Genomic DNA, 22608 nt, shown 5'->3' with positions numbered 1-22608 from the left:
CCCACCCATCTCGAGCCCCGCCGTGTTGATCATGAGGTTAGCGGCAGCAATGGAGATCAATCCCGCCGCCAACCTCATGATCAACGCCTTGGAGGCGGGGTGGGGTCAGAGGATGGGGGGTGGGGTGTAGGCGGCGGCCTGGGGGTGGGTTTCGGCGATCTTGGTGATGCGGGCGGTGACGTGGTCGATCTGGGTGGCTGCGGCACCCACGAAGGCGTTGCGGTCGGCGACGAGGGCGTCGATCTCGGGGCGGGAGAGGCCGAGGCGGCCGTCCGCCGCCAGGCGGTCGAAGAGGTCGTTCTCTCCGGCGCCCTGTTCCCGCATGGCGAGCGCGACGGCGACCGCGTGCTCCTTGATCACCTCGTGCGCGACCTCCCGGCCGACGCCCCGCCGCACCGCTGCGACCAGGATCTTCGTGGTCGCCAGGAACGGCAGGAAGCGCTCCAGCTCCCGGTTGATGACCGCCGGGTAAGGGCCGAACTCGTCCAGCACGGTGAGGAAGGTCTGGAACAGCCCGTCGGCGGCGAAGAACGCGTCCGGCAGGGCGACCCGACGGACCACCGAGCAGGAGACGTCCCCCTCGTTCCACTGGTCACCGGCCAACTCGCCGACCATGGACAGATAGCCCCGGAGGATCACCGCGAAGCCGTTGATCCGCTCCGACGAGCGGGTGTTCATCTTGTGCGGCATCGCGCTGGAGCCCACCTGGCCGGGCTTGAAACCCTCGGTGACCAGCTCCTGGCCGACCATCAGGCGGATCGTGGTGGCCAGCGACGACGGCGCGGCGGCCACCTGGACCAGCGCGGCGAGCACGTCGAAGTCCAGCGACCGCGGATAGACCTGGCCGACGCTGTCCAGCACCCGCGCGAAGCCCAGGTGCCCGGCGACCCGGCGCTCCAGCTCGGCCACCTTCCCGGCGTCGGAGTCGAAGAGGTCGAGCTGGTCGGCGGCGGTGCCCACCGGCCCCTTGATGCCGCGCAGGGGATACCGGTCGATCAGGTCCGTCAGCCGCTCGTACGCGATCAGCAGTTCCTCGGCGGCCGAGGCGAACCGCTTACCCAGCGTGGTGGCCTGCGCGGCCACGTTGTGCGACCGTCCGGTCATCACCACGCCGGAGTACTCGTTGGCGTGCCAGGCCAGCCGGACCAGCGCGGCGACCAGCCGGTCCCGGATCAGCTCCAGCGAGGCGCGCACCTGGAGCTGCTCGACGTTCTCGGTGAGGTCGCGGGAGGTCATCCCCTTGTGCACGTGCTCGTGCCCGGCGAGCGCGCTGAACTCCTCGATCCGGGCCTTCACGTCGTGCCGGGTGACCCGCTCCCGCGCCGCGATGGAGGCCAGGTCGACGTCGTCGACGACCCGCTCGTACGCCTCGACCACCCCGTCCGGCACGCTCACCCCGAGGTCCCGCTGGGCCTTCAACACGGCGAGCCAGAGCCGCCGTTCCATGCGTACCTTTTCCTCCGGCGACCAGAGGGCGACCAGTTCGGGTGAGGCGTACCGGTTGGCGAGCACGTTCGGGATCGTCGTCACGTACCGCATTCTTTCGCACCGCCGGGGCGGGTCGCCGCCCAGCCCGGGACCCGTCACACCGTGGGCACGTCGTGCACGGTCGCGCTCACCACCAGGGTCTTCGTCGCCTTGCCGTGCGCGTTGCGGACGGTCAGCAGGTAGGTGTGCCGCTGGGTGCTGCCGTCGGCCCCGGAGCAGGGGAAGTTCAGCGTCTCGCTGCCGCTGGGCGGGTAGTTGTCGGCGTACACGCCGGGGCCGTCGACGGAGAGGGCGACGGAGTCGACGTTGCCGGTCTTCCACTCGACCACGACCGGCGTGCCGGCGATCGGGTTGGCGCTGGTGCCGGCCGGGCAGGACGGCTGCCTGGCGACCCGGAAGTAGGTGATGGCAGGACCGCTGCTCGTGGTCGACCCGGACTTCCCGCCACTGCTCCCGGTGCCCCCGCCGGTCGAGCCACCGCCCGTCGAACCGCCGCCGGTCGTGCCACCGCCCGTCGTGCCGCCGCCGGTCGAGCCGCCGCCGCTGGTGGTGGGCGTGCCGGCCGGCGTCGACCCGTCGATGGTGAGGGTGCCGGATCCGGCCGACGCGTCGTCCGGGGCCCCGGTGACCGACGTGCTGGCGGTGGACTCCGTGGCGCTCTTGCCGGTGGCTCCGCAGCCGGCGACCGCCAGCACGGCGACCAGGGCGAGGACAGGGGTACGGGGCAGGGCTCGACCGGACATCAGGGGTCCCCTCGGGTATGCCGCCCACGCCGAGATCCGAGCGGTCGGGGTCAGCGTAGGGACGGCCGGCAACACCGCTCCGGAGCGCGCACCCGGTGACCGGATCGGCGCGCAGTGGGCAGGTGCATCCGGCCGACACAGCTCCTGGCAGCCCCCCGTGCGGGGACTGCCAGGAGCTGTCTGTCGTCGGTCGCTCAGGTCGGTGCGGGCCGGCCGGTCAGGGCGGTCCAGAGGGCCGCGCAGGCGGCCTCCTCGGTGTCGAAGGTGCCCCGGACGTCGTACACGCCGCGCTCGTAGGCGCCGATCTCCCATCCACCGGCGGGCGCGCGGCGGAGGAACCAGAAGTCGGGCGGGACCGGTACGTGCTCGTGCACGTCCTCCAACTCGAAGGCGTCCGGCGAGAGTCCCGTCGCCAGCAGGGCCGCCCGGACCTGGTGCCGGTCCATCCTCGACCTCCTGTCGGTGCCACGGTCAGCAGACGTACCCGGGGACCGGTGTGCTGGACTGCCGGGGCACGCTGGTGGTGGTGCAGACGCCGTCCAGGTATTCCTCGACGATGAACTGGTGGTCGAGCAGCCACTGGACGCTGACCGAGCCGCCCGCCTGCGGCAGGTACGCCGCGTTCAACTGGAACTGCGTACCCAGGCCGGTCTGGGCGAACCACGGCGCGATCGGGCCGGAGTCCACGTCGAACGTCTTCAGCACGCAGTAGGTGTGGTAGTTCGCCAGCGGCGCGTTGGCCGGCGTGTTCAGGCTCTGCGGGGCCAGCGAGCGGGCGCTGAACGGGGTGCCGAGCGGGGCCAGGAAGGACCCGCCGGGGAAACCGAAGCGGTCGAGGCGGTAGCCGGGGAGCATGCTCTGCCGGGTCTTCACCTGCTCGCCGTGCGGGCCGAGCACGAAACCGTTCCCGGGCGGGAAGATCAGCTTGTTGGGCGTGGTCTGGGTGGTGTAGTTCTGCACCCACTCGACCTGGCTCTGCGCGCCGAACCGTTCGTATCCGGCGAGCAGCGGGCCGACCGGGGAGGCGGTGGGCAACTGCGCCGGCCCGAATAGCGGGTCGCCGCCGTAGAAGACGGTGGTCTGCGGGGCGTTCGGCGGGGTGCCGGGGACGCAGAGGCTGCCGCCGGGCGGAGGCTGCGGCGGCCGGCTCTGCGGGGCACCCTGCCGGTCGGGGTCCAGGTCGCCGGAGCCGGCGCCGGCGAGGGTGGCGGCCCGGACGGCCGCGCTCGGGGCCGCCGACTGGGCGGCGCCGGGCACCAGGATCAGGGCCGCACCGGAGACGACGGCCAGCAACCAACGTCGCGTTTTCACTCAGAACCTCCCAGTTGAGGACAATCGGTGCCTCCATCGTGGGTGGTTCTCAACATGAATGTGAGCTTATGTACCTTTCACTACCTGATAGGGAATCCGTCACCTGGTAGCCACGTGTCGCTTATGTCGCCCGGGACGGCGGGCGCCCCGCGATCACGAGATCATCGCCCGATCTGACTTCGGCCGAGCCGAATCCTTCTTCCTCCCTCCGAGGACACACATGCGCAAACCCCTGCTCGCCGGCCTCGCGGCCGTCGCGCTCACCGGCGGCACCCTGCTCTCCGCCGCACCGGCCCAGGCCGCCGACCCGACGGTCTTCTACGTCCGCCAGCTCTCCACCGCCTGCTCCGACACCGGGCCGGGCACCCTGGCACAGCCGTTCTGCACGATCAAGCCGGCCGCCGCCGCGGTCACCGCCGGCCAGACGGTCGACGTCGGATCCGGCACCTACCGGGAACGGGTGACCATCGCCAGTTCCGGCACCCCGGATGAGCCGATCGTCTTCCGCAGCTCCTCATCGACCATGACAGCAGTCCTGGCCGGACCGACGGCCGGGATCACAGTCGCCGGCGAGCACGACGTCACGATCCAGCGGTTCCAGGTCGTCGGGGCGATGGAGGCACCCGCTCTCGACCTCCGCGACGCATCGGGCATCACCGTCGAGGGCGGCGGCTTCGGGGTCGCCGACGGAGCGTCCGTACCCGCCGTGCGGCTCGTCGGCGTCAACCGGTCGTCCCTGACCCGCGGCAACGTCAGCGGGCGGCCACTCCTGGCCGGAGTGACCCTGGACGCCGCCACCACCGGCGTGAAGATCAGCGCGATGACGGTGACGGCGAGCCTGCCGGACGACGCCGACCACGGCGTCGGCATCCGCGTCGAGGGCGACGACAACACGATCGTCGGGAACGACATCGACCACTTCACCGGCGCGGCCATCACGGTCGAGGCCGGCGCGGACGGCACCGTGGTGGCCAACAACCAGATCGCCGGCGGGCGGGGCTACGGCATCCACAACCACGGCGCCACCGGCACAGCGATCACCAACAACACGGTGGAGGATCGCTGCCTAGACAGCATCCGGGTCGACGGGGCCTCCACCGGGGTCTCGGTGCAGAACAACCTCGTCACCTACGGCAGTCCGCTCGGCACCGAATACTGCACCGACACGGTGCGGCACGGGGTCCTGCTGGGAGTCCATGACGAGGCCGTCCGGGACACCGTGGTCGACTACAACACCCTCGACCACTACCGCTCGGGCTATCCCACGCTCTATGCCTGGAACGGCGCCCAACTGAGCCTGGCGGATTTCCAAGCCGCATCCGGTCAGGCCGCCCACGACCTGGAGACCGGGGACCCGAGGGCCAACTACGACTCGGCGAACTCGGCCGCCCCCGGTTACCCGACCACCGACCGGGTGGGTAGGGCACGCGTCGACGATCCGGCGGTGGCGGACACCGGCGCCGGACCGGTGACGTACGCCGACCGGGGTGCCCTGGAGACCATTCGCGGACCGCAGGCCCGGATCAGCCTGGCGCTGGACCTCGGTGCGGGCGCGGTGACGGCCGACGCCTCCTCCTCCGGGTCGGGTGTCGCGCCGATCGCCTCCTACCAGTTCGACTGGGGCGACGGCACCAGCACGACCCAGGCAACCCCGATCGCCACCCACCGGTACGCCACCCGCGGCACCTTCAACGTCTACCTGGTCGTGACCGGGACCGACGGTCGGCACGACGCCGCCTCGCAGCAGGCGAGCGTGCTGCCGCGTACCGGGACCGTGGGCCTGCTCACCCTCTCCGGTCTGCGGTACGTCGGTTCGCTGGCGGCCCCCTGGCCGGGGTTGAGCGGTGACCGCCCGGCCCTGGACGCGACGGGCCAGTTCGACGTGGTGGACGCCGGCAGCGGGCAGATCGCGCTCTTCTGGCGCGCGAAAGGGCAGTATCTCGCCGCCGACTTCGCGGGTGTCCAGGCGGTCACCGCCGGCGGCACGCTGGTGACCACCAATCAACGGTTCACCCAGGTCCGCAACACCGACGGCACGATCAGTCTCAGGGCCATCGCCAGCGGCCGGTACGTGACCGCGCCGGCGAACGCCACCACGGCACTGATCGCCAACGCCACCACGGTCGGCACCGACCAGAAGTTCTACCGGGTCACCGTCACGGACACGGACCGGTCGCTGAAGGCCGGCGCCAACAGCCGGTACGTCACCGCCGACAGTGCCGGCGCGAAGCCCCTGATCGCGAGCCGGACCAGTGTCGGCCCGTGGGAGCGGTTCGACCTGGTCGACCTCGGCAACGGCCAGATCGGCATCTTCGCCCGGGCGGACAACCGCTTCGTGAGCGCCGACAGCAGTGGCACCCTGCCGCTGATCGCCAACCGGACGTCGGTCGGCGCCTGGGAGCGGTTCACCCTGGTCCGCAACAGTGGCGGCACGGTGTCCCTGAAGGCCGCCGTGAACGGGCGCTACGTCACCGCGGAGAGCGCCGGCGCGAAGCCGCTGATCGCCAACCGCACCACCATCGGCGCGTGGGAGAAGTTCACCCTCGGCTGAGCCGCACCGGCACGTCCGACGCCCGCCCCGGATCTCCTCGGGGCGGGCGTCGGTGTGTCTCACCGTTCCAGGATCGCCGTGACGCCCTGGCCGCCGGCCGCGCAGATGGAGATCAGGCCCCGCCCGCTCCCCTTCTCGGCGAGGAGCTTGGCCAGGGTGGCGACGATCCGCCCGCCGGTGGCCGCGAACGGGTGCCCAGCGGCCAGCGAGGAGCCGGTGACGTTGAGCCGGTCCCGGTCGATCGACCCGAGCGGCGCGTCCAACCCGAGCCGGTCGGAGCAGAACTCCGCCGACTCCCACGCCGCCAGGGTGGCCAGCACCTGCGCGGCGAACGCCTCGTGGATCTCGTAGAAGTCGAAGTCCTGCAGGGTCAGCCCGGCCCGGTGCAGCAGCCGGGGCACGGCGTACGCGGGGGCCATCAGCAGGCCCTCGTCGCCGTGCACGAAGTCGACGGCGGCGGTCTCCGACCAGCTGAACCAGGCCAGCACCGGCAAGCTGTGCGCGCGCGCCCACTCCTCGGAGGCCAGCAGCACCGTCGAGGCGCCGTCGGTGAGCGGCGAGGAGTTGCCGGCGGTCATGGTGGCCCGCTCGGCGTCCGGGCCACGGGTGCCGAAGACCGGCTTGAGCGAGCCGAGCTTCTCCAGGGTGGTGTCCGGGCGGAGGTTCTGGTCGCGGGTCAGCCCCAGGTAGGGGGTCAGCAGGTCGTCGAAGAAACCCCGGTCGTACGCGGCCGCGAGGCGCTGGTGCGAGCGGAGCGCCAGCTCGTCCTGGGCCTGCCGGTCGACGTCCCAGCGCAGCGCCGTCCGGGCCGCGTGCTCCCCCATCGACAGCCCGGTACGCGGTTCCGCGTTGCGCGGGATCTCCGGCCGGAACGGCTGGTGCGGGCGGAGCTTCGCGGCGACCTTCAGCCGCTCGCCGAGGGTCCGGGCGGAGTTGAGCCGCAGCAGCGTACGGCGCAGGTCCTCGTTGATCGCCAGCGGCGCGTCGGAGGTGGTGTCCACGCCACCGGCGATGCCGACCTCGAGCTGCCCGAGGGCGATCTTGTTGGCGACCAGGATCGCCGCCTCCAGGCCGGTGCCGCAGGCCTGCTGGATGTCGTACGCGGGGGTGTGCGGGTCCAGCCTGGAGCCGAGCACCACCTCGCGGGCGAGGTTGAAGTCCCGGGAGTGCTTGAGCACCGCGCCCGCGACCACCTCGCCGACCCGCTGGCCGGCCAGCCCGAAGCGGGCCACCAGCCCGTCCAGGGCCGCGCCGAGCAGGTCCGCGTTGGACGCGCTGGCATAGCGGGAGTTGGACCGGGCGAAGGGGATGCGGTTGCCCCCGATGACCGCCACCCGCCGGACACTCTGCACGATCGGCCTCCTCCACGCTTTTGTCCGAACCTACTGGCCAGTAGGCTACGCCCATGACGGACAGGTACGCGAGCTTCGTCCAATCGGGGGCCGGTCGCGCGCTGGTCAAGCGCCTCGGGCTGCCCGACCCGCCTCGACTGCGCCGGCACACGCCGGGCGACCCGCTCGTCCCCGGGCCGGTCCTGCTCGGTGCCGCCGACGGCAGCCGGCTCACCGAGCAGGTCACCAAGCTGCTGACCTTCGCCGGGGTCGAGCTGCGCGATCCGGTCGCGGCCACCGACGCCACGGCACGCTACGCCGCCCTGGTGTACGACGCCACCGGCATCACCGACTCCACCGAGCTGCGGCAGCTCTACGACTTCTTCCACCCGCAGGCCCGGTCGGTGCTGCCCAGCGGCCGGGTGATCGTGCTGGGCACCCCGCCCGCCGAGTGCGGCACGCCCCGCGAGGCGACCGCCCAGCGCGCCCTGGAAGGGCTCACCCGCAGCATCGGCAAGGAGTTCGGCCGGGGCGTCACCGCCCAACTCGTGTACGTGACGAAGGACGCCGACGCCGGCACCCTCACCAGCCTGGAGTCGACCCTGCGCTTCCTGTTGTCCGGGCGCTCCGCGTACGTCTCGGGGCAGGTCGTCCCGGTCGGTGCCGGCACCGCCCGGCCCCCGGCCGACTGGGACCGGCCGCTGGACGGCCAGGTCGTGCTGGTCACCGGCGCGGCGCGCGGCATCGGCGCGGCCCTCGCGCGGGTGCTCGCCCGGGACGGCGCCCAGGTCGTCGCCCTGGACGTCCCCGCCGCCGGTGACGAGCTGGCCGCGGTGGCGAACGAGATCGGCGGCAGCGCCGTGCAGCTCGACCTGACCGCCCCGGACGCCCCCGACCGGCTCGCGAAGCACCTCGCCGACCGGCACGGCCGGGTCGACGCGGTGGTGCACAACGCCGGCATCACCCGGGACAAGACCCTCGGCCGGATGGACGCCGACCGGTGGGACTCCGTCATCGACGTCAACCTCTCCAGCCAGGAACGGATCAACGACGTGCTGCTGGCGCGGGACCTGATCCCGGCCGGCGGCCGGATCGTCGCGGTCTCCTCGATCGCCGGTATTGCCGGCAACCGGGGCCAGACCAACTACGCCACCAGCAAGGCCGGCGTGATCGGGCTGGTCGACTCGCTCGCCCCGGTGCTGCGCGAACGCGGCATCAGCGTCAACGCGGTCGCGCCCGGCTTCATCGAGACCCGGCTGACCGCGCGGATCCCGCTGATGCTGCGCGAGGCGGGCCGCCGGATGAACAGCCTCGCCCAGGGCGGGCTGCCGGTGGACGTGGCCGAGACGATCGGCTGGCTGGCCTGGCCGGCCAGCGGCGCGGTCAGCGGCAACGTGGTCCGGGTCTGCGGCCAGAGCCTGTTGGGGGCGTGATGGCGAAGCGGAAGGACCGGCGCACGCCGGACGAGGAACTGTCGGTGCACGAACTGATCGACGGCCCGACCCGCGACCTCTCGGGCCTCGTGGTCACCCCCGACGCGGTCGGGGAACTGGCCACCCACGACCTCAGCCGGTACGCCACCGGGGAGCTGTCGACGGACGGCGAGGCCACCCGGGACCTCTCCGCGCTCGACGTGAGCGAGACCGGGAGCGGGAGCGGGACCGCGACGCCCACGCCGGCCGGCCGGACCGTGGAGGAGCTGCCCCGGATGCCGGCGGCCGGCGCGCTCTACCGCCGGGCCCTGCTCGGCGCGCTGCCCGGTGTCGGCGGCCGGCGCGGCGACAGCGTCCCCGCGCTGGAACTCGCCGTCGGCGGTGTCACCGTCGACCGGGCCCACCTGGCCGACTACGACCGGGTCTGCGGGTTCCGGCTGACCGACCGGCTGCCGGGGACGTACCCGCACGTGCTGGGGTTTCCGCTGGCGCTGCGGCTGATGACCGCGCCGGGCTTCCCGATCCCACTGACCGGGGTGGTGCACGTGGCCAACCGGATCACCGTGCACCGGCCGGTCGACGCCGGCGAGACGCTGGCCTTCCGGACGTACGCGGAGAACCTGCGCCCGCACGACCGGGGGCGGCAGCTCGACGTGGTGCTCGTCGGGTCGGTCGACGGGGAGGAGGTGTGGCGCGGCGTCTCGACGTACCTCGGGAAGGAGCGCACGCCCGGCGGCGGTGCCCGGCGCGACCGGGGTGACCGGCCGACCCCGCCGGCCGCCGCCGCGCAGTGGCGGCTCACCCCCCGGATCGGTACGGACTACGCCCGGGTCTCCGGCGACCACAACCCGATCCACACCTCGAAGCTGGGGGCGCGGCTGTTCGGCTTCCCCCGGCCGATCGCGCACGGGATGTGGAGCAAGGCCCGCTGCCTGGCGGCGCTGGAGAACCGGCTGCCGGACGCCTGGACGGTCGACGTGGCGTTCAAGCTGCCCGTGCCGCTGCCCTCGACGGTCGCCTTCAGTGCCGGCCCCGCCTGGGACTTCGCCCTGCACGACGCGCGCACCGGGCGCCCCCACCTCACCGGCACCCTGCGGGGGTGATCCGTCCTACTGCTCCGGTCGCCAGGTGACGCCGTGCAGGAGCTGGCCGGCGCCGAGCCAGGCGACGTTCATCATCCGGGTGGCGGTCTTCTCCGGGTCGGCGTCGGGGTGGTCGGCGAGCCAGTCGGCCAGCGACTCGGTCGCCCCGACCAGGGCGTACGCGACCACTTCCAGGTCGGTGGCGCTCGCCTCGCGCCCCTCGGCGCGCAGCGCGTGGTCGAGCATCCCGGCGACCACCTCGACCAGCCGGCCACGCATGGTGGCCAGTTCCCCGGCGAAGGGCTGCTCGCCGCGGGCCTGCCGGTAGAGCACCGCCCAGCCGTCCCGGTGCGCGCCGACGAACCCGAAGAAGGCGCGCAGTCCGCGCCAGAGCCGGACGTCGGCGGGAAGGTCGGGGACGGCCGCGCCGGCGATCGCCTCCATCATCCGGGTGCCCTCCCGGTGCAGGCAGGCGACGAAGAGTTCTTCCTTCGTGCCGAGGTACGCGTAGACCATGGGTTTGGAGATGCCGGCGTCTTCGGCGATCTCGTCCATGCTGGCAGCATGGAAACCCCTGCGTGAGAACACTTTGACGGCCGCGTCGAGCATCTGCTGCTCGCGTACGGCCCGGGGCAGGCGCTTGAACGTCGGGGCGGTGGACACCCTTGCGAGCATACCTACTCGTGCGTAGGGTTACGCCAGAGTAGCCAAAGTCGGACCGCCCGAGAGGTGCATCCCCCATGACTGACTTCGACCCCGCCAACTTCGCCAACGTCGGCCCCAAGGAGTTCGCGCAGCTGGTCAAGTCCACCCCCGACGACAAGATCGCCGAGGTGATGTCCGGCGACCTGCGCGGCAAGGTCCTCAGCGAGGTCTTCGGCCGGATGCCGTCGCTGTTCCGCGCCGACCGGGCCGGCAGCACCAACGCGGTCATCCACTGGAACATCACCGGTCGCCCCGACGGTGGCACCGACACCTACGAGGTGGTCGTCGAGAACGGCACCTGCACGGTCAACGAGGGCGCGCAGCGCGACCCGAAGCTGAGCCTCACCATGGGCCCGGTGGAGTTCCTGAAGATCGTTTCCGGTGGCGCCAACCCGGTGATGATGTTCATGACCGGCAAGCTGAAGGCCAAGGGCGACCTGGGCCTGGCCGCCAACATCGCCAACCTGTTCGACATCCCCAAGGCCTGACCATGGCCGAGTTCTCGCTCGACCTGAACGAGGAACAGCGGGATCTGCGCGACTGGGTGCACGGCTTCGCCGCCGAGGTCGTGCGCCCGGCCGCGGCCGAGTGGGACGCCCGGGAGGAGACTCCCTGGCCGATCATCTCCGAGGCGGCGAAGGTCGGCCTCTACGGCTTCGAGTTCCTCGCCACCTGCTGGGCCGACCCCACCGGCCTCTCCCTGCCCATCGCCAGCGAGGAGCTCTTCTGGGGCGACGCCGGCATCGGCCTGGGCATCTTCGGCACCTCCCTCGCGGTCGCCGCCATCTACGGCGCCGGCACCCCCGACCAGCTGGTCGAATGGGTGCCGCAGTGCTTCGGCGACGTCGACCGGCCGGCCGTCGCCGCGTTCTGCACCACCGAGCCGGAGGCCGGCTCCGACGTCGGGGCCATGCGGACCCGCGCCGTCTACCACGAGGCCACCGACGAGTGGGTGCTGCGCGGGCAGAAGGCGTACGCCACCAACGGCGGGATCGCCGGGGTGCACGTGGTCACCGCCTCCGTCGAACCCGAACTCGGCTCGCGCGGACAGGCGGCGTTCGTCGTACCGCCGGGGACGCCGGGACTCGACGCGACCCGCAAGCTGCGCAAGCTCGGGCTGCGCGCGTCACACACCGCCGACGTCTTCCTCGACGACGTACGGGTGCCGGGGAGCTGCCTGCTCGGCGGCAAGGAGGCCCTGGACGAGCGGTTGGCCCGGGCCCGCTCCGGACAGCGGGCCTCCGGCCAGGCGGCGATGCGGACGTTCGAGCTGTCCCGGCCGACGGTCGGCGCGCAGGCGCTCGGCGTGGCCCGGGCCGCCTACGAGTACGCCCTGGACTACGCGAAGGAGCGGGTCCAGTTCGGTCGCCCGATCATCTCCAACCAGGCCGTCGCATTCGCCCTCGCCGACATGAAGATGGAGATCGACGCGGCCCGGCTGCTGGTCTGGCGGGCCTCCTGGATGGGGCGCAACAACCGCCCGTTCACCGCCGGCGAGGGCTCGATGTCCAAGCTCAAAGCCGGCGAGGTGGCGGTGTCGGTCACCGACCGGGCGGTGCAGCTGCTCGGCGGGGCGGGCTTCCTCCGCGACCACCCGGTCGAACGCTGGTACCGCGACGCGAAGATCTACACCATCTTCGAGGGCACCTCCGAGATCCAGCGACTGGTCATCTCCCGCGCCATCTCCGGAATGCACATCCGCTGACCGCGACCCGTGGTGACCGGGCTCGGAGAAGGAGGGCTGCGACGTGGACCTGCCGTTCATCGTCACCACGCTGACCCGTCGCGGCCTGCTCACCCCGGGCCGGCCGATCCGGGTCGCCTCCCAGCTCGGCGCGCTGCGCAAGTGGGGCTGGAGTCTCGCCGGTGAGCTGCGGCAGGCCGCCGCGCGGGACCCGGGCCGGGTCGCGGTCGTCGACGAGCAGGGCGTCGAGCTGACGTACCAGGAGCTGCTGGACCGGGCCGAACGGCTGGCCCGGTCCATGCGCGCCGGGCTCGGCGTCCGGACCGGGGACCGGATCGGGGTGCTCTGCCGCAACCACCACGGCCTGATCGAGGCAATCGTGGCGGCGATGCTGCTCGGCGCGGACGCCGTCCTGGTGAACACCGGGCTCTCCGCCGCGCAGCTCGCCACCGTCGCGGAGGAACAGTCGCTGCGGGTGCTGGTGCACGACACCGAGTTCGCCGAACGGGTGCTCGGTCTCCCCGCCGACGTGTCTCGGGTCGACGAGCGGGCCCACGAGGAGCTGATCGCCGGGGCGCTCCCCGGTGACCAGCTCACGCCGCCGGAGCGGGACGGCCGGACCATCGTGCTCACCTCCGGCACCACCGGCGCACCGAAGGGCGCCCGCCGCCCCACCCCGCACGGCTTCGGCCCGCTGGTCTCGATCATCGACCGGATCCCGCTGCACGCCCGGGACGTCGTGATGATCGCCGCCCCGCTCTTCCACACCTGGGGGTACGCGGCCCTGCAGGTGGCCTTCGCGCTGCGCGCCACCATCGTGCTGCACCGCCGCTTCGACCCGGCCGCCACGCTGGCCGCACTGGCCGCCCAGCCGTGCGACGCGCTCTTCGCCGTACCGGTGATGCTGCAACGGCTGCTGGAGGTGCCGCCGCCCACTCCCCGGCCACCGCTGAAGGTGGTCGCGGTCAGCGGCTCCGCGCTGCCCGGCGGGCTGGCCACCCGGTTCATGGACGGCTACGGCGACGTCCTCTACAACCTGTACGGCTCGACCGAGGTCTCCTGGGCCTCCATCGCCGGCCCGGCGGACCTGCGGGCGGCGCCCACCACGGCCGGCCGGCCACCGCACGGCACCCGGCTGGAGATCCTGGACGACGCCGATCGCCCGGTCCCGCAGGGCCGGGTCGGGCGGATCTTCGTGGGCAACGAGATGCTCTTCGAGGGGTACACCTCGGGGGCGCGGCGGGAGACCCACGACGGCCTGCTCGACACCGGCGACCTCGGCCGGGTCAACGCCGACGGTCTGCTCTTCGTCGACGGCCGGGCCGACGACATGATCGTCTCCGGTGGCGAGAACGTCTTCCCCTCCGAGGTGGAGGACCTGCTCACCCGCCTGCCGCAGGTCCGGGAGGCCGCGGTCATCGGGGTCCCCGACCCCGAGTACGGCCAGCGCCTCGCCGCGTTCCTCGGCCTGCACCCCGGCGAGACGCTCGACCCGGAGGCGGTCCGCGAGTACGTCCGGCACTACCTGGCCCGCTTCTCCGTGCCGCGCGACGTGATCTTCGTGAAGTACCTGCCGCGCAACGCCACCGGCAAGGTGCTCGGCCGGGAACTGCGTCGCTACTACGGCTGATCGGCTGAGCCCACAGGGGACAGACGGCTCCTACGCACGGTGATAGGTTTCCATCGCGCCGGTTCCGGCAGTTCTGTCTTCCTTTCAGGAGCTGTTCCATGTTCCGAATCCGGCGGCGCACCGCCCTCGGTCTGCTCGCCGGCGGCGTCTCCGCCGCCGCGCTCGGCGCGGAACTGCCCGACGGCATCCCCGACAGCGGCACCCTCGTCCGCCGGCTCCCGTCCCCCGTGGAGCGGGAGAACCGGGCCGCCGGCGAGCCGTGGTGGCCGACGCAGGACCCCGGCCGGGACTCCGACGACCACCGCCGGCAGATCCAGGGGTACGCCTCGGCGACCAGCGTCGCCCCCGGCGAGTCCATCGACTTCCACGTCGCGGTCGACCCCGTCGGCCGGTACCGGATCTCGCTGCACCGCCTCGGCTGGTACGGCGGCGCCGGTGCCCGCACCGTGCTGACCAGCCCCGAGTTCGACGGGGCGCCGCAGCCGGTGCCGCCCGCCGACCCGACGACCGGCACCATCGCCTGCCGCTGGCCGGTCTCCTGGACGGTCCGGATCCCGGACGACTGGACGTCCGGCCTCTACCAGGCGGTCTTCACCTCCGCCGACGGGTGGCGCGCCTGCACGCCCTTCGTGGTCCGCGACGACCGCCGAGCCGCCGCGATCGCCGTGGTCCTGCCGGTCACCACCTGGCAGGCGTACAACCAGTGGCCGATGGACCGGCAGCACGGCCGGAGCCTCTACAACGGCTACAGCGAGACCGGCCGCCAGACCCCGGACACGCGGGCGATGGAGGTCTCCTACGACCGGCCGTACGCCGGTGACGGCATCCCGACGCACCTCGCCCGGGACCACGACGCCATCCAGTGGTTGGAACGCAACCACTACGACGTCAGCTACGCGACCAGCCTCGACCTGCACTCCGGGCGCCTCGACCCGACCCGGCACGCCGGGATCGTCTTCGCCGGGCACGACGAGTACTGGTCGGTCCAGATGCGCCGGGCCGCGGAACGCGCGGTGGCCGCCAGCGGCAGCCTCGCCTTCTTCGGCGCCAACAGCAGCTACTGGCACATCCGGGTCAGGTCCGCCGCCGACGGCCGCCCGGAACGCGTGGTGGCCTGCGCGAAGAGCGCCGACGACCCGGGCCTGGACGCCGACGGGCCGACGATCCGGTGGCGCGAGATCGGCCGCCCCGAACAGGCGATGATCGGCGTGCAGTACAACGGCATCGTGGACGGCCGCCAGCCGCTGGTGGTCCGGTCGGCGGAACACTGGTTCTGGGCCGGCACCGGAGTCGCCGACGGCGACCGGATCCCGGGCGTGGTCTGCGGCGAGGCCGACGGTCTCGACCCGACCGCCCCCCGGCCCGCCGCCAGCACCGCCACCGTGCTCAGCGCCTCGCCGTACCGCACCCGGTACGGCCGGCGCCAGGTGCAGAACACCCACCTGTACGGCACGCCGGAGGGCGGGCTCGTCTTCGCCTCCGGCACGCTGTGCTGGACGGCGGCACTGAACCAGCCCGGCTACCGGGACGAGCGGATCGAACGGGCCACCGCCAACCTGCTCGACCGGATCACCGGCCGCACCCGCCCGGTGGCCGACACCCCGGCCCGGGGATAGCCGCCCCGCCCGGCTGGCACGCCGGCCCCGGCCCGCCCGGCGGCCGTGGCTCTCGACCAGACCGGCGGCATCCCGGCCCGACGGACCGGCCGGTGCGGTGCGGGTGCGCCGGCCGGCCGTGGACGTCGCGGTCGCCCGGTCAGTCGGGGATGGTGACGGTGCCGTCGATCGCGGCGGCGGCGATGTCGGTGCGGTGGTGCGAGCCGGCCAGGTCGATGCCGCGTACCAGGGCGTAGGCGGCGTCCCGCGCGGCGGCCAGGTCCGGGCCGGTGGCCGTACCGCAGAGGACCCGGCCCCCGGCGGAGACGAGCGCGCCGTCGGACGCCCGGCGGGCGGTGCCGGCGTGGATGACGCCCGGCCGGTCCGCGCCGGTGATCACGTCGCCGGTACGCGGCGCGGCCGGATAGCCCTCGGCGGCGACCACCACGGTGACCGCGGCGCCGTCCCGCCAGCGCAGCGGCGGGTGCCCGGCCAGCGTGCCGGTGGCGGCGGCGTGCAGCAGCCCGGCCAGCGGTGTCTCCAGCAGGGCCAGCACCACCTGGGTCTCCGGGTCGCCGAAGCGGGCGTTGAACTCGATCACCCGGGGGCCGGCGGGCGTGATCGCCAGCCCGACGTAGAGCAGGCCGGCGAACGGGGTGCCCCGGCGGCGCATCTCGGCCAGGGTCGGGTGGACGACGTCCCGCATGACCTCGTCCACGAGACCGGCGGGCGCCCACGGCAGCGGCGCGTACGCCCCCATGCCGCCGGTGTTCGGGCCGGTGTCGCCGTCGCCGACCCGCTTGAAGTCCTGCGCGGGCAGCAGCGGCAGGGCGGCCTCCCCGTCGGTGACCACGAAGAGGGAGACCTCGGGACCGGAGAGGTACTCCTCGATCACCACCCGGCCGCACTCCCGCGCGTGCTCCTCGGCGATCCTGCGGTCGTCGGTGACCACGACGCCCTTGCCGGCGGCCAGCCCGTCGTTCTTCACCACGTACGGCGCACCGAACTCGTCCAGCGCCCGGCCGACACTCTCGTCGTCGGTGCAGGTGAAGGCGCGGGCGGTGGGCACCCCGGCAGCTGTCATCACGTCCTTGGCGAACGTCTTCGACCCCTCCAGCCGCGCCGCCTCGGCGGACGGCCCGAACGCGGGAATGCCCTTGGCGCGCACCGCGTCGGCGACCCCCGCGACCAGCGGCGCCTCCGGCCCGATCACCACCAGGTCAGCCCCGACCTCCACGGCCAACGCGGCGACCGCCGCCGGGTCGCTCGGGCTCACCTCGCGCAGCCCAGCGACGGCGGCGACGCCGGGGTTGCCCGGTGCCGCGATCAGTGCTTCGACGGACGGGTCACCGGCGAGGCCCAGGGCGAGTGCATGCTCGCGCCCGCCACCTCCCACAAGAAGTACGCGCACGATCCGGGATCCTACCGACCCCTCCCCCCACCCTCCGTTGATCATGAGGTTGGCGGCGAAGTCGATCTCTTTCATCGCCGCCAACCTCATGATCGCCGGGCTCTGGCCGAGGCAGCGATGGCTTGGCGGACCACCCAGGGGATGTAGTCGGGGCTGAAGGTGTCGGGCCAGGTGAAGCGGAGGACGGTCCAGCCGGCGTTGGCGAGCCGGTTCTGGCGGCGGCGGTCGTTGAAGAGGGCACTCGGCGAGTCGTGAGCGTGCCTGCCGTCGGCCTCGGCGATGACGCGGGCGGCCCGCCACGCCATGTCGCCGACCCCGAGCAGGTAGCCGTCGTCATCGCGCACCTCCAGTTGCAGGACGTCCGGTGGCACCCGACCGTCAACGCACCGGAGCCGGGCCCGCGTCTCCAGCGGGGACTGCGCCAAGCCGTTCGTCTCGGCCAAACAGCCACGGGCAGTGACAGCGCCTCGGCGTCCTCGAATCAGCGGGGGAACCTTGAGCAGATCGGCGTCGCTGACGAGACCACGGTTCAGCGCCGAATCGAGCAACGAAACAGCCGGATACCGGGACTCTCGGAGAATCAGTTCGACGACGGTCCGCAGCGGTGCGGTGGTGGGGATGCCCTCGACCGTCGTGAGGTCACCAAGATCGTGTTCGAGTTGGTGCACCACAACGGCGGGATCACCTACCCGGGCCGCCCTGGCCGCTCGCCCCGGAACGGCAACGTGGATCTTCGCCGTTTCGCGTAGGCCCGCAATGCCGTGAAGCTCCGCGGCCGTCCCGAGGACGGCGTGCGCCAGTCCACCGCACGACAGCACTGCCGCGCGGATCCGGCCACGGCGCTCCGACAGTGTCAAGCTCCTGGCTTCGACCAGGTAGACGGCACGGGCCAACCGCCGCCATCGCCCGAAGGCGATGAAGTTGTCGACCTCATGTCGACTGAACCCGGCCCCAATGGCCTGCGCCCGGGTGACCACCCCGCCCTGGCCGGCCGCTATCGCCCTGAGAACATCTCCGCGGTCCACACCCGACCACGCTCCACCACCCGACCACCACCCCTCGACCCCTGTGGAAAAACCCACTCCACCCTGTGGACAACTCTCCGCCCCGCCTCGTTGATCATGGGATTAGCGGCGAATTTGATCGCCATCAGTGCCGCCAACTCCATGATCACCAAGGCGGGGCGGGGTGGGGTGGGGTGGGGTGGGGTTAGGGGAGGAGGGGGTGGCGGAGGACGTTTTCCTCGCGGCCGGGGCCTACGCCCACCACGCTGACGCGGGTGTTGCAGAGTTCTTCGATCCGGGCGATGTAGCGGCGGGCGTTCTCGGGGAGTTCGTCCTCGGTACGCGCCTTGGTGATGTCTTCCCACCAGCCGTCGAGCTCTTCGTAGATCGGGGTGGCGTGGTGGAAGTCGGTCTGCGTCATCGGCATGTCGTCGAAGCGCTCGCCGTTGATGTCGTACCCGACGCAGATCGGCACCTTCGGCATGCCGGTGAGCACGTCGAGCTTGGTGATCACCAGGTCGGTGACGCCGTTGAGGCGGCAGGCGTACCGGGCGACGACGGCGTCGAACCAGCCGCAGCGGCGCTCCCGGCCGGTCGTGGTGCCGTACTCGTGGCCGACCTTGCGCAGGTGCTGGCCGTTGTCGTCGAAGAGCTCGGTCGGGAACGGACCGGCACCGACCCGGGTGGTGTACGCCTTGCTCACCGCGATGACCTTGGTGATGGCGGTCGGCGGGATGCCGGCACCCACGCACGCCCCACCGGCCGTCGGGTTCGACGAGGTGACGAAGGGGTAGGTGCCGTGGTCCATGTCGAGCATGGTGGCCTGGGCACCCTCCAGCAGGACCGTCTCGCCGCGGTCCAGCGCGTCCCAGAGCATCACCCGGGTCTCCGCGATGTACGGCTTGAGGCGCTCCGCATACCGCAGGTACTCCTCGACCGTCTCGTCGACGTCGATCGCCTTGCGGTTGTAGATCTTGAACAGGAGCTGGTTCTTCTCGCGCAGCGCGAGTTCCAGCTTCTTGCGCAGGATGCCCGGGTCCAGCAGGTCCTGCAGCCGGATGCCCATCCGGGCGACCTTGTCGCCGTACGCGGGGCCGATGCCCCGGCCGGTGGTGCCGATCCGCCGGGTGCCCAGGTAGCGCTCGACCACCCGATCCAGCGCCCGGTGGTGCGGCATGATCAGGTGCGCGTCGCCGGAGATGCGCAGCCGGGAGACGTCCACGCCGCGCTCGGCGAGGCCGTCGATCTCCTCCAGCAGCACCTTCGGGTCGACCACCACGCCGTTGCCGATGACGATCATCGCGCTCGGCGAGAGCGCCCCCGACGGCATCAGGTGCAGCGCGTACTTCTGCCCGTCCGGGGTGATCACGGTGTGCCCGGCGTTGTTGCCGCCGGAGTAGCGCACGACGTAGTCGACCCGCTCACCCAGCAGGTCGGTAACCTTGCCCTTGCCCTCGTCGCCCCACTGGGCACCGAGCAGCACGATCGCTGGCATCTTGTCCGCCTCCAGAAGGCTCGGGTGCCAGGTGGCGACCGGTCGGCGAGCCCGGGGTGTCAGGCTAACAAGTAGTGACGGCGGGACCGGCAGGGGTCGCGCGAGAAGTAGGAGGCTCCTTCGTGTACGACGTGGTGCTGCTCACCCTCGGCTCGGAGCGGGACGCTCCCGGTGGGGGCTGCGGCAGCGGTGGAGCCTGCTGCGGCGGCGCCGACGGGGCCGCCGCCGACAGGTCGGGTGCCACGGAGAAGCCGGAGGAGCGCTGCGAGACGCCGCGCGTACCGGTGCTGGCCTGCGCGGACGCGCTGACCGCCCGGGGCGCCCGGGTGGAGACGGTCACCGCCCGCTCCGACGCGGAGATCGACGAGGTGCTGGCCCGGCTGGACGGCCCGCCCCGCCCCGACGGCCTCGCCTGGCCGGACCCGGACAGCAAGACCCGGCTGGTGATCGCCACGGCCAGTGACGGACAGTTGCGCGCCGTGGTGCGCCGGCTGGTCCGGCGGTACGCCCCACCGCCGAGCCGCCGTCCGGCCGACCTGGCCGCCGACCGCACCGTGCCGGACCTGCCGACGATCGGCGTACTCCCGCTCGATCCGCCCGCAGCGGCACCCACCGGGACCTGGCTGCGCAGCTCGGCCTGCCCCGCGACCCGGCCGGGGTGGCCGCCGCGGTGCTGGACGGCACCCCCGCCGGCTGGACCTGCTGCGCAACGACGGCGGCTCGGTGACGCTGGACGGCGCGCTGCTCGGCGCGGCCGACGACGACGGCCGGCCGCTGCACTGGCGGGCCCGGGTCGAGGTGGACGACCTGGTGCTCTCCGACGGCGAGGACCCGCTGATGGCCTGCGCGGTCGGCAACGCCGGTGGGTACGCGCGGCTCGACGACGTCACCCTGCTGGCCGACCCGGACCCGACCGACGGACGGGTCGAGGTGGCGGTGGCCGTTCCCGTGGTCACCCGGTCGGCGTTGGGCAGGAAGCGGGTACGACTGGAGATCCGGCGGGCCCGCGGTCGCGCGGTGGCGGTCGTCCCGCGCGACGGCAAGGTGCCCTTCCTCGACGACGGCGTCGAGGGAGAGCTGAGCCGGAAGCGCTCCTGGTGGACCGAGGCGGGCGCCTGGGCGGTCTGGGCGGGCTGACCTCCGTCGATCCCCGGGCCGGTCGCGGGTTGAACCGGACGGCCTATCCTCGGCGGGAGGAATGGGGGAATCGTGATGCACGAGAACGTCGACCGGGCTCACGTGCCGGGCCAACATCCGGTGCCCGAGCGGGACATCGAACCGCTCTGGCCGGAGGAGGCCACCCCGGCTCCGCTCGCCTCGGGCTGGGCGGTCCCGACCCAGCCGGGCGTACCGGCCGGCGCCCCCGACTCCGGTCGTACCCACCCCGGTCGCCGCCGTCCCGGCCCCGACGCCTCCCGCTCCGGTCGCCGCAGCCGGTCCTACCCCGGCCCGCCCGACTGCCGTACCCACTCCGAGCGACCCTGCCGCCGGTCCGACCCCGGCCGACTCCGTGGCCGCCGCGCTCGCCGGGCCCACCAGGGACGACGCCGCCGCAGGGTTCGCCGGTCCCGCCGCGGCCGCCTCCGCCGGCGCACCGACCGCCGGGCCGGGGGACGAGCGCCCGGGTGCGGACGGAGCGCAGCCGGCCACGGCGCGGAGCGCGGGCGAGTCCCCCTGGGCCCAACCGCCGCAGCGCCTGACCACGACGACCGACCCGACGGCGCCCCCGGCGACCGGCACCGCCCCGCCCCGCCCCGGGCCGGGCGCTCCCCCGTCGCCGATCGCCGCAGCGCCGACCGCCGGCACTCCGGACGCCGGTCCGCCGCCCGCCGGACCCCGGCCCTCGGGCCGGCCGGTCCCGCCGCCGAGCCGGGTCCGTCGGCCCTCGGCGCGCTACCTGCGCCGCCGCCGCTCGGACCGTTCCCGCCGGGACCGGGCCGGCGCAGCACCCCGGCCCGGCTGCCTCGCTTCCACCCCCGGCGGCGCCACCGACCGTCCGCCGGAACCGGTGCCGCCGTACGCCGGGCCACCGGCCGGGCCGACGCCGCCGGCACCCGGGCCGGCCGCGCCCCCGGCGTACCCCGACTGCCCGGCTGGCAGCCGACGGCCTGGCCGGCGCAGGGCGGGCCGGCACCGCAGCCGCCCGGGCCCTACCCGCCGGGGGCCGGCCTGCCGGCCTATCCGGACCCCTCCTGGTTGTCGGAGAACGGTGTCACCCCGACCGCTGAGGACTTCTCCCGGCGCCGCCAGGTCCGGCCCGCCGACCCGGTCGCCACCATGGGGGTACGGGCGGTGGTCAACCGGATCGGCCTGGTCCGGTTGCCGCCGGGCCGGCACGAGCAGGAACTCAAGCGGGACATCGAGATGGTCCGGCGCAACTTCGGCGGGCTGCGTCAGGTGACGGTGGTGAACCCGAAGGGCGGCGCCGGTAAGACGGTGGCGATCCTGCTGCTCGCCATGACCTTCGGTCAGAAGCGCGGCGGCTATGTGCTGGCCTGGGACAACAACGAGACCCAGGGCACCTTGGGGATGCGGGCCCAGCAGGACTTCCACTCCCGTACGGTCCGGGACATGCTGCGTGACCTGGGGCAGTTCCAGGGCGCGCACGGCCGGGTCGGCGACCTGTCCCAGTACGTCCGCTCGCAGGGCGAGGGGATGTTCGACGTGCTCGCCTCGGACGAGTCGGCGACCGGCGGGGAGATGCTCACCGCCGCCGCGTTCGCGGAGATCCGCGAGGTGGTCAGCCGCTTCTACAAGCTGATCTTCGTGGACACCGGGAACAACGTCCGGGCGCAGAACTGGCAGGCCGCGATGGACGCCACCGACCAGCTGGTGGTCACCATGTCGGCCCGGAACGACTCGGCGGAGACCGCCGCCCGGATGCTCGACCACCTGGAGCAGAGCGGACGGCAGCGGCTGGTCCGGCAGGCGGTGACGGTGGTGTCGATGCCGCCGTCCCGCAAGGAGATCGACCTGCCGGCGATCCAGGAGCACTTCGCGGCCCGGACCCGGGCGGTGCTGCTCGCGCCCTACGAGCGGCTGATCGACACCGGTGAGCCGATCCGGTACGGACAGCTCTCCTCGGCCACCCGGGACGCCTGGCTCAAGATCGCCGCCTCGGTGGCCGAAGGGCTCTGAACGCGGC

Annotated in this window: 17 protein-coding genes and 1 pseudogene; 9 read left to right on the top strand and 9 right to left on the bottom strand. The window is 73.0% G+C overall.

The features are described 5' to 3' along the window. Positions 1-105: 105 nt before the first annotated feature. The 4 genes from purB to MRQ36_RS33910 form a co-directional block, all read right to left on the bottom strand. Positions 106-1530 carry an adenylosuccinate lyase gene (gene purB, locus MRQ36_RS13825; RefSeq protein WP_242795772.1) on the bottom strand — a complete coding sequence of 475 codons (1425 nt, stop codon included), beginning with the start codon at positions 1528-1530 and terminating at the stop codon, positions 106-108. Positions 1531-1583: 53 nt separating this feature from the next. Further along, positions 1584-2231 carry a hypothetical protein gene (locus MRQ36_RS13820; RefSeq protein WP_242795770.1) on the bottom strand — a complete coding sequence of 216 codons (648 nt, stop codon included), beginning with the start codon at positions 2229-2231 and terminating at the stop codon, positions 1584-1586. Positions 2232-2425: 194 nt separating this feature from the next. Continuing rightward, positions 2426-2677: a hypothetical protein gene (locus MRQ36_RS13815; protein ID WP_242795769.1), complete on the bottom strand. Its 252-nt coding sequence runs from the start codon at positions 2675-2677 to the stop codon at positions 2426-2428. Positions 2678-2702: 25 nt separating this feature from the next. Continuing rightward, complete coding sequence (locus tag MRQ36_RS33910) at positions 2703-3542, bottom strand: TNT domain-containing protein (protein ID WP_242795767.1); 840 nt, start codon at positions 3540-3542, stop codon at positions 2703-2705. A 220-nt stretch (positions 3543-3762) separates the two neighbouring features. On the opposite strand from MRQ36_RS33910, the gene MRQ36_RS13805 reads away from it, so the two are divergent. Next, positions 3763-6093 carry a right-handed parallel beta-helix repeat-containing protein gene (locus tag MRQ36_RS13805; RefSeq protein WP_242795765.1) on the top strand — a complete coding sequence of 777 codons (2331 nt, stop codon included), beginning with the start codon at positions 3763-3765 and terminating at the stop codon, positions 6091-6093. 59 nt (positions 6094-6152) lie between these two features. On the opposite strand, the gene MRQ36_RS13800 is transcribed toward MRQ36_RS13805, so the two are convergent. After that, positions 6153-7445 carry an acetyl-CoA C-acetyltransferase gene (locus MRQ36_RS13800; protein WP_242795764.1) on the bottom strand — a complete coding sequence of 431 codons (1293 nt, stop codon included), beginning with the start codon at positions 7443-7445 and terminating at the stop codon, positions 6153-6155. A 53-nt stretch (positions 7446-7498) separates the two neighbouring features. On the opposite strand from MRQ36_RS13800, the gene MRQ36_RS13795 reads away from it, so the two are divergent. Next, on the top strand, positions 7499-8857 hold the full coding sequence (locus MRQ36_RS13795; RefSeq protein WP_242795762.1) for a 3-oxoacyl-ACP reductase: 1359 nt from the start codon (positions 7499-7501) through the stop codon (positions 8855-8857). Between the two features lie 275 nt (positions 8858-9132). Beyond that, on the top strand, positions 9133-9960 hold the full coding sequence (locus tag MRQ36_RS13790; RefSeq protein ID WP_242801089.1) for a MaoC/PaaZ C-terminal domain-containing protein: 828 nt from the start codon (positions 9133-9135) through the stop codon (positions 9958-9960). A gap of 6 nt (positions 9961-9966) precedes the next feature. On the opposite strand, the gene MRQ36_RS13785 is transcribed toward MRQ36_RS13790, so the two are convergent. Further along, positions 9967-10602 (bottom strand): TetR/AcrR family transcriptional regulator, encoded by a 636-nt coding sequence (locus MRQ36_RS13785; protein WP_242795759.1) that lies wholly within the window; start codon positions 10600-10602, stop codon positions 9967-9969. A gap of 77 nt (positions 10603-10679) precedes the next feature. On the opposite strand from MRQ36_RS13785, the gene MRQ36_RS13780 reads away from it, so the two are divergent. The 4 genes from MRQ36_RS13780 to MRQ36_RS13765 all read left to right on the top strand — a co-directional run bounded on the left by MRQ36_RS13780 (position 10680) and on the right by MRQ36_RS13765 (position 15574). Further along, the gene (locus MRQ36_RS13780) at positions 10680-11132 is read left to right on the top strand and encodes an SCP2 sterol-binding domain-containing protein (RefSeq protein WP_242795757.1); all 453 of its coding nucleotides are present in this window, start codon (positions 10680-10682) and stop codon (positions 11130-11132) included. 2 nt (positions 11133-11134) lie between these two features. Further along, positions 11135-12349, top strand: coding sequence for an acyl-CoA dehydrogenase family protein (locus tag MRQ36_RS13775; protein ID WP_242795754.1), 1215 nt, complete (start codon positions 11135-11137; stop codon positions 12347-12349). A 43-nt stretch (positions 12350-12392) separates the two neighbouring features. After that, complete coding sequence (locus tag MRQ36_RS13770) at positions 12393-13958, top strand: AMP-binding protein (RefSeq protein ID WP_242795752.1); 1566 nt, start codon at positions 12393-12395, stop codon at positions 13956-13958. 98 nt (positions 13959-14056) lie between these two features. Continuing rightward, the gene (locus MRQ36_RS13765; RefSeq protein ID WP_242795750.1) at positions 14057-15574 is read left to right on the top strand and encodes a N,N-dimethylformamidase beta subunit family domain-containing protein; all 1518 of its coding nucleotides are present in this window, start codon (positions 14057-14059) and stop codon (positions 15572-15574) included. A 139-nt stretch (positions 15575-15713) separates the two neighbouring features. On the opposite strand, the gene purD is transcribed toward MRQ36_RS13765, so the two are convergent. From purD to MRQ36_RS13750, 3 genes are all read right to left on the bottom strand, one after another. Next, complete coding sequence (gene purD, locus MRQ36_RS13760) at positions 15714-16964, bottom strand: phosphoribosylamine--glycine ligase (protein ID WP_242795748.1); 1251 nt, start codon at positions 16962-16964, stop codon at positions 15714-15716. Between the two features lie 86 nt (positions 16965-17050). Next, a complete protein-coding gene (locus MRQ36_RS33905; protein ID WP_242795747.1) occupies positions 17051-17989 on the bottom strand; it encodes a type IV toxin-antitoxin system AbiEi family antitoxin domain-containing protein in 939 nt (312 codons plus the stop codon). A gap of 184 nt (positions 17990-18173) precedes the next feature. Continuing rightward, complete coding sequence (locus tag MRQ36_RS13750; protein WP_242795746.1) at positions 18174-19463, bottom strand: adenylosuccinate synthase; 1290 nt, start codon at positions 19461-19463, stop codon at positions 18174-18176. Between the two features lie 122 nt (positions 19464-19585). Here MRQ36_RS13750 and MRQ36_RS13745 point away from each other — a divergent pair. Next, positions 19586-20600, top strand: a pseudogene (locus MRQ36_RS13745) (hypothetical protein). Between the two features lie 1059 nt (positions 20601-21659). After that, complete coding sequence (locus tag MRQ36_RS13740) at positions 21660-22601, top strand: ParA family protein (protein ID WP_242801536.1); 942 nt, start codon at positions 21660-21662, stop codon at positions 22599-22601. Positions 22602-22608: the final 7 nt, after the last annotated feature.

It is taken from the genome of Micromonospora sp. R77 (assembly GCF_022747945.1).
GTDB lineage: Bacteria > Actinomycetota > Actinomycetes > Mycobacteriales > Micromonosporaceae > Micromonospora.
Note: the sequence above shows the minus strand (reverse complement) of the source record. Positions and strands in the feature narration are given on the sequence as shown.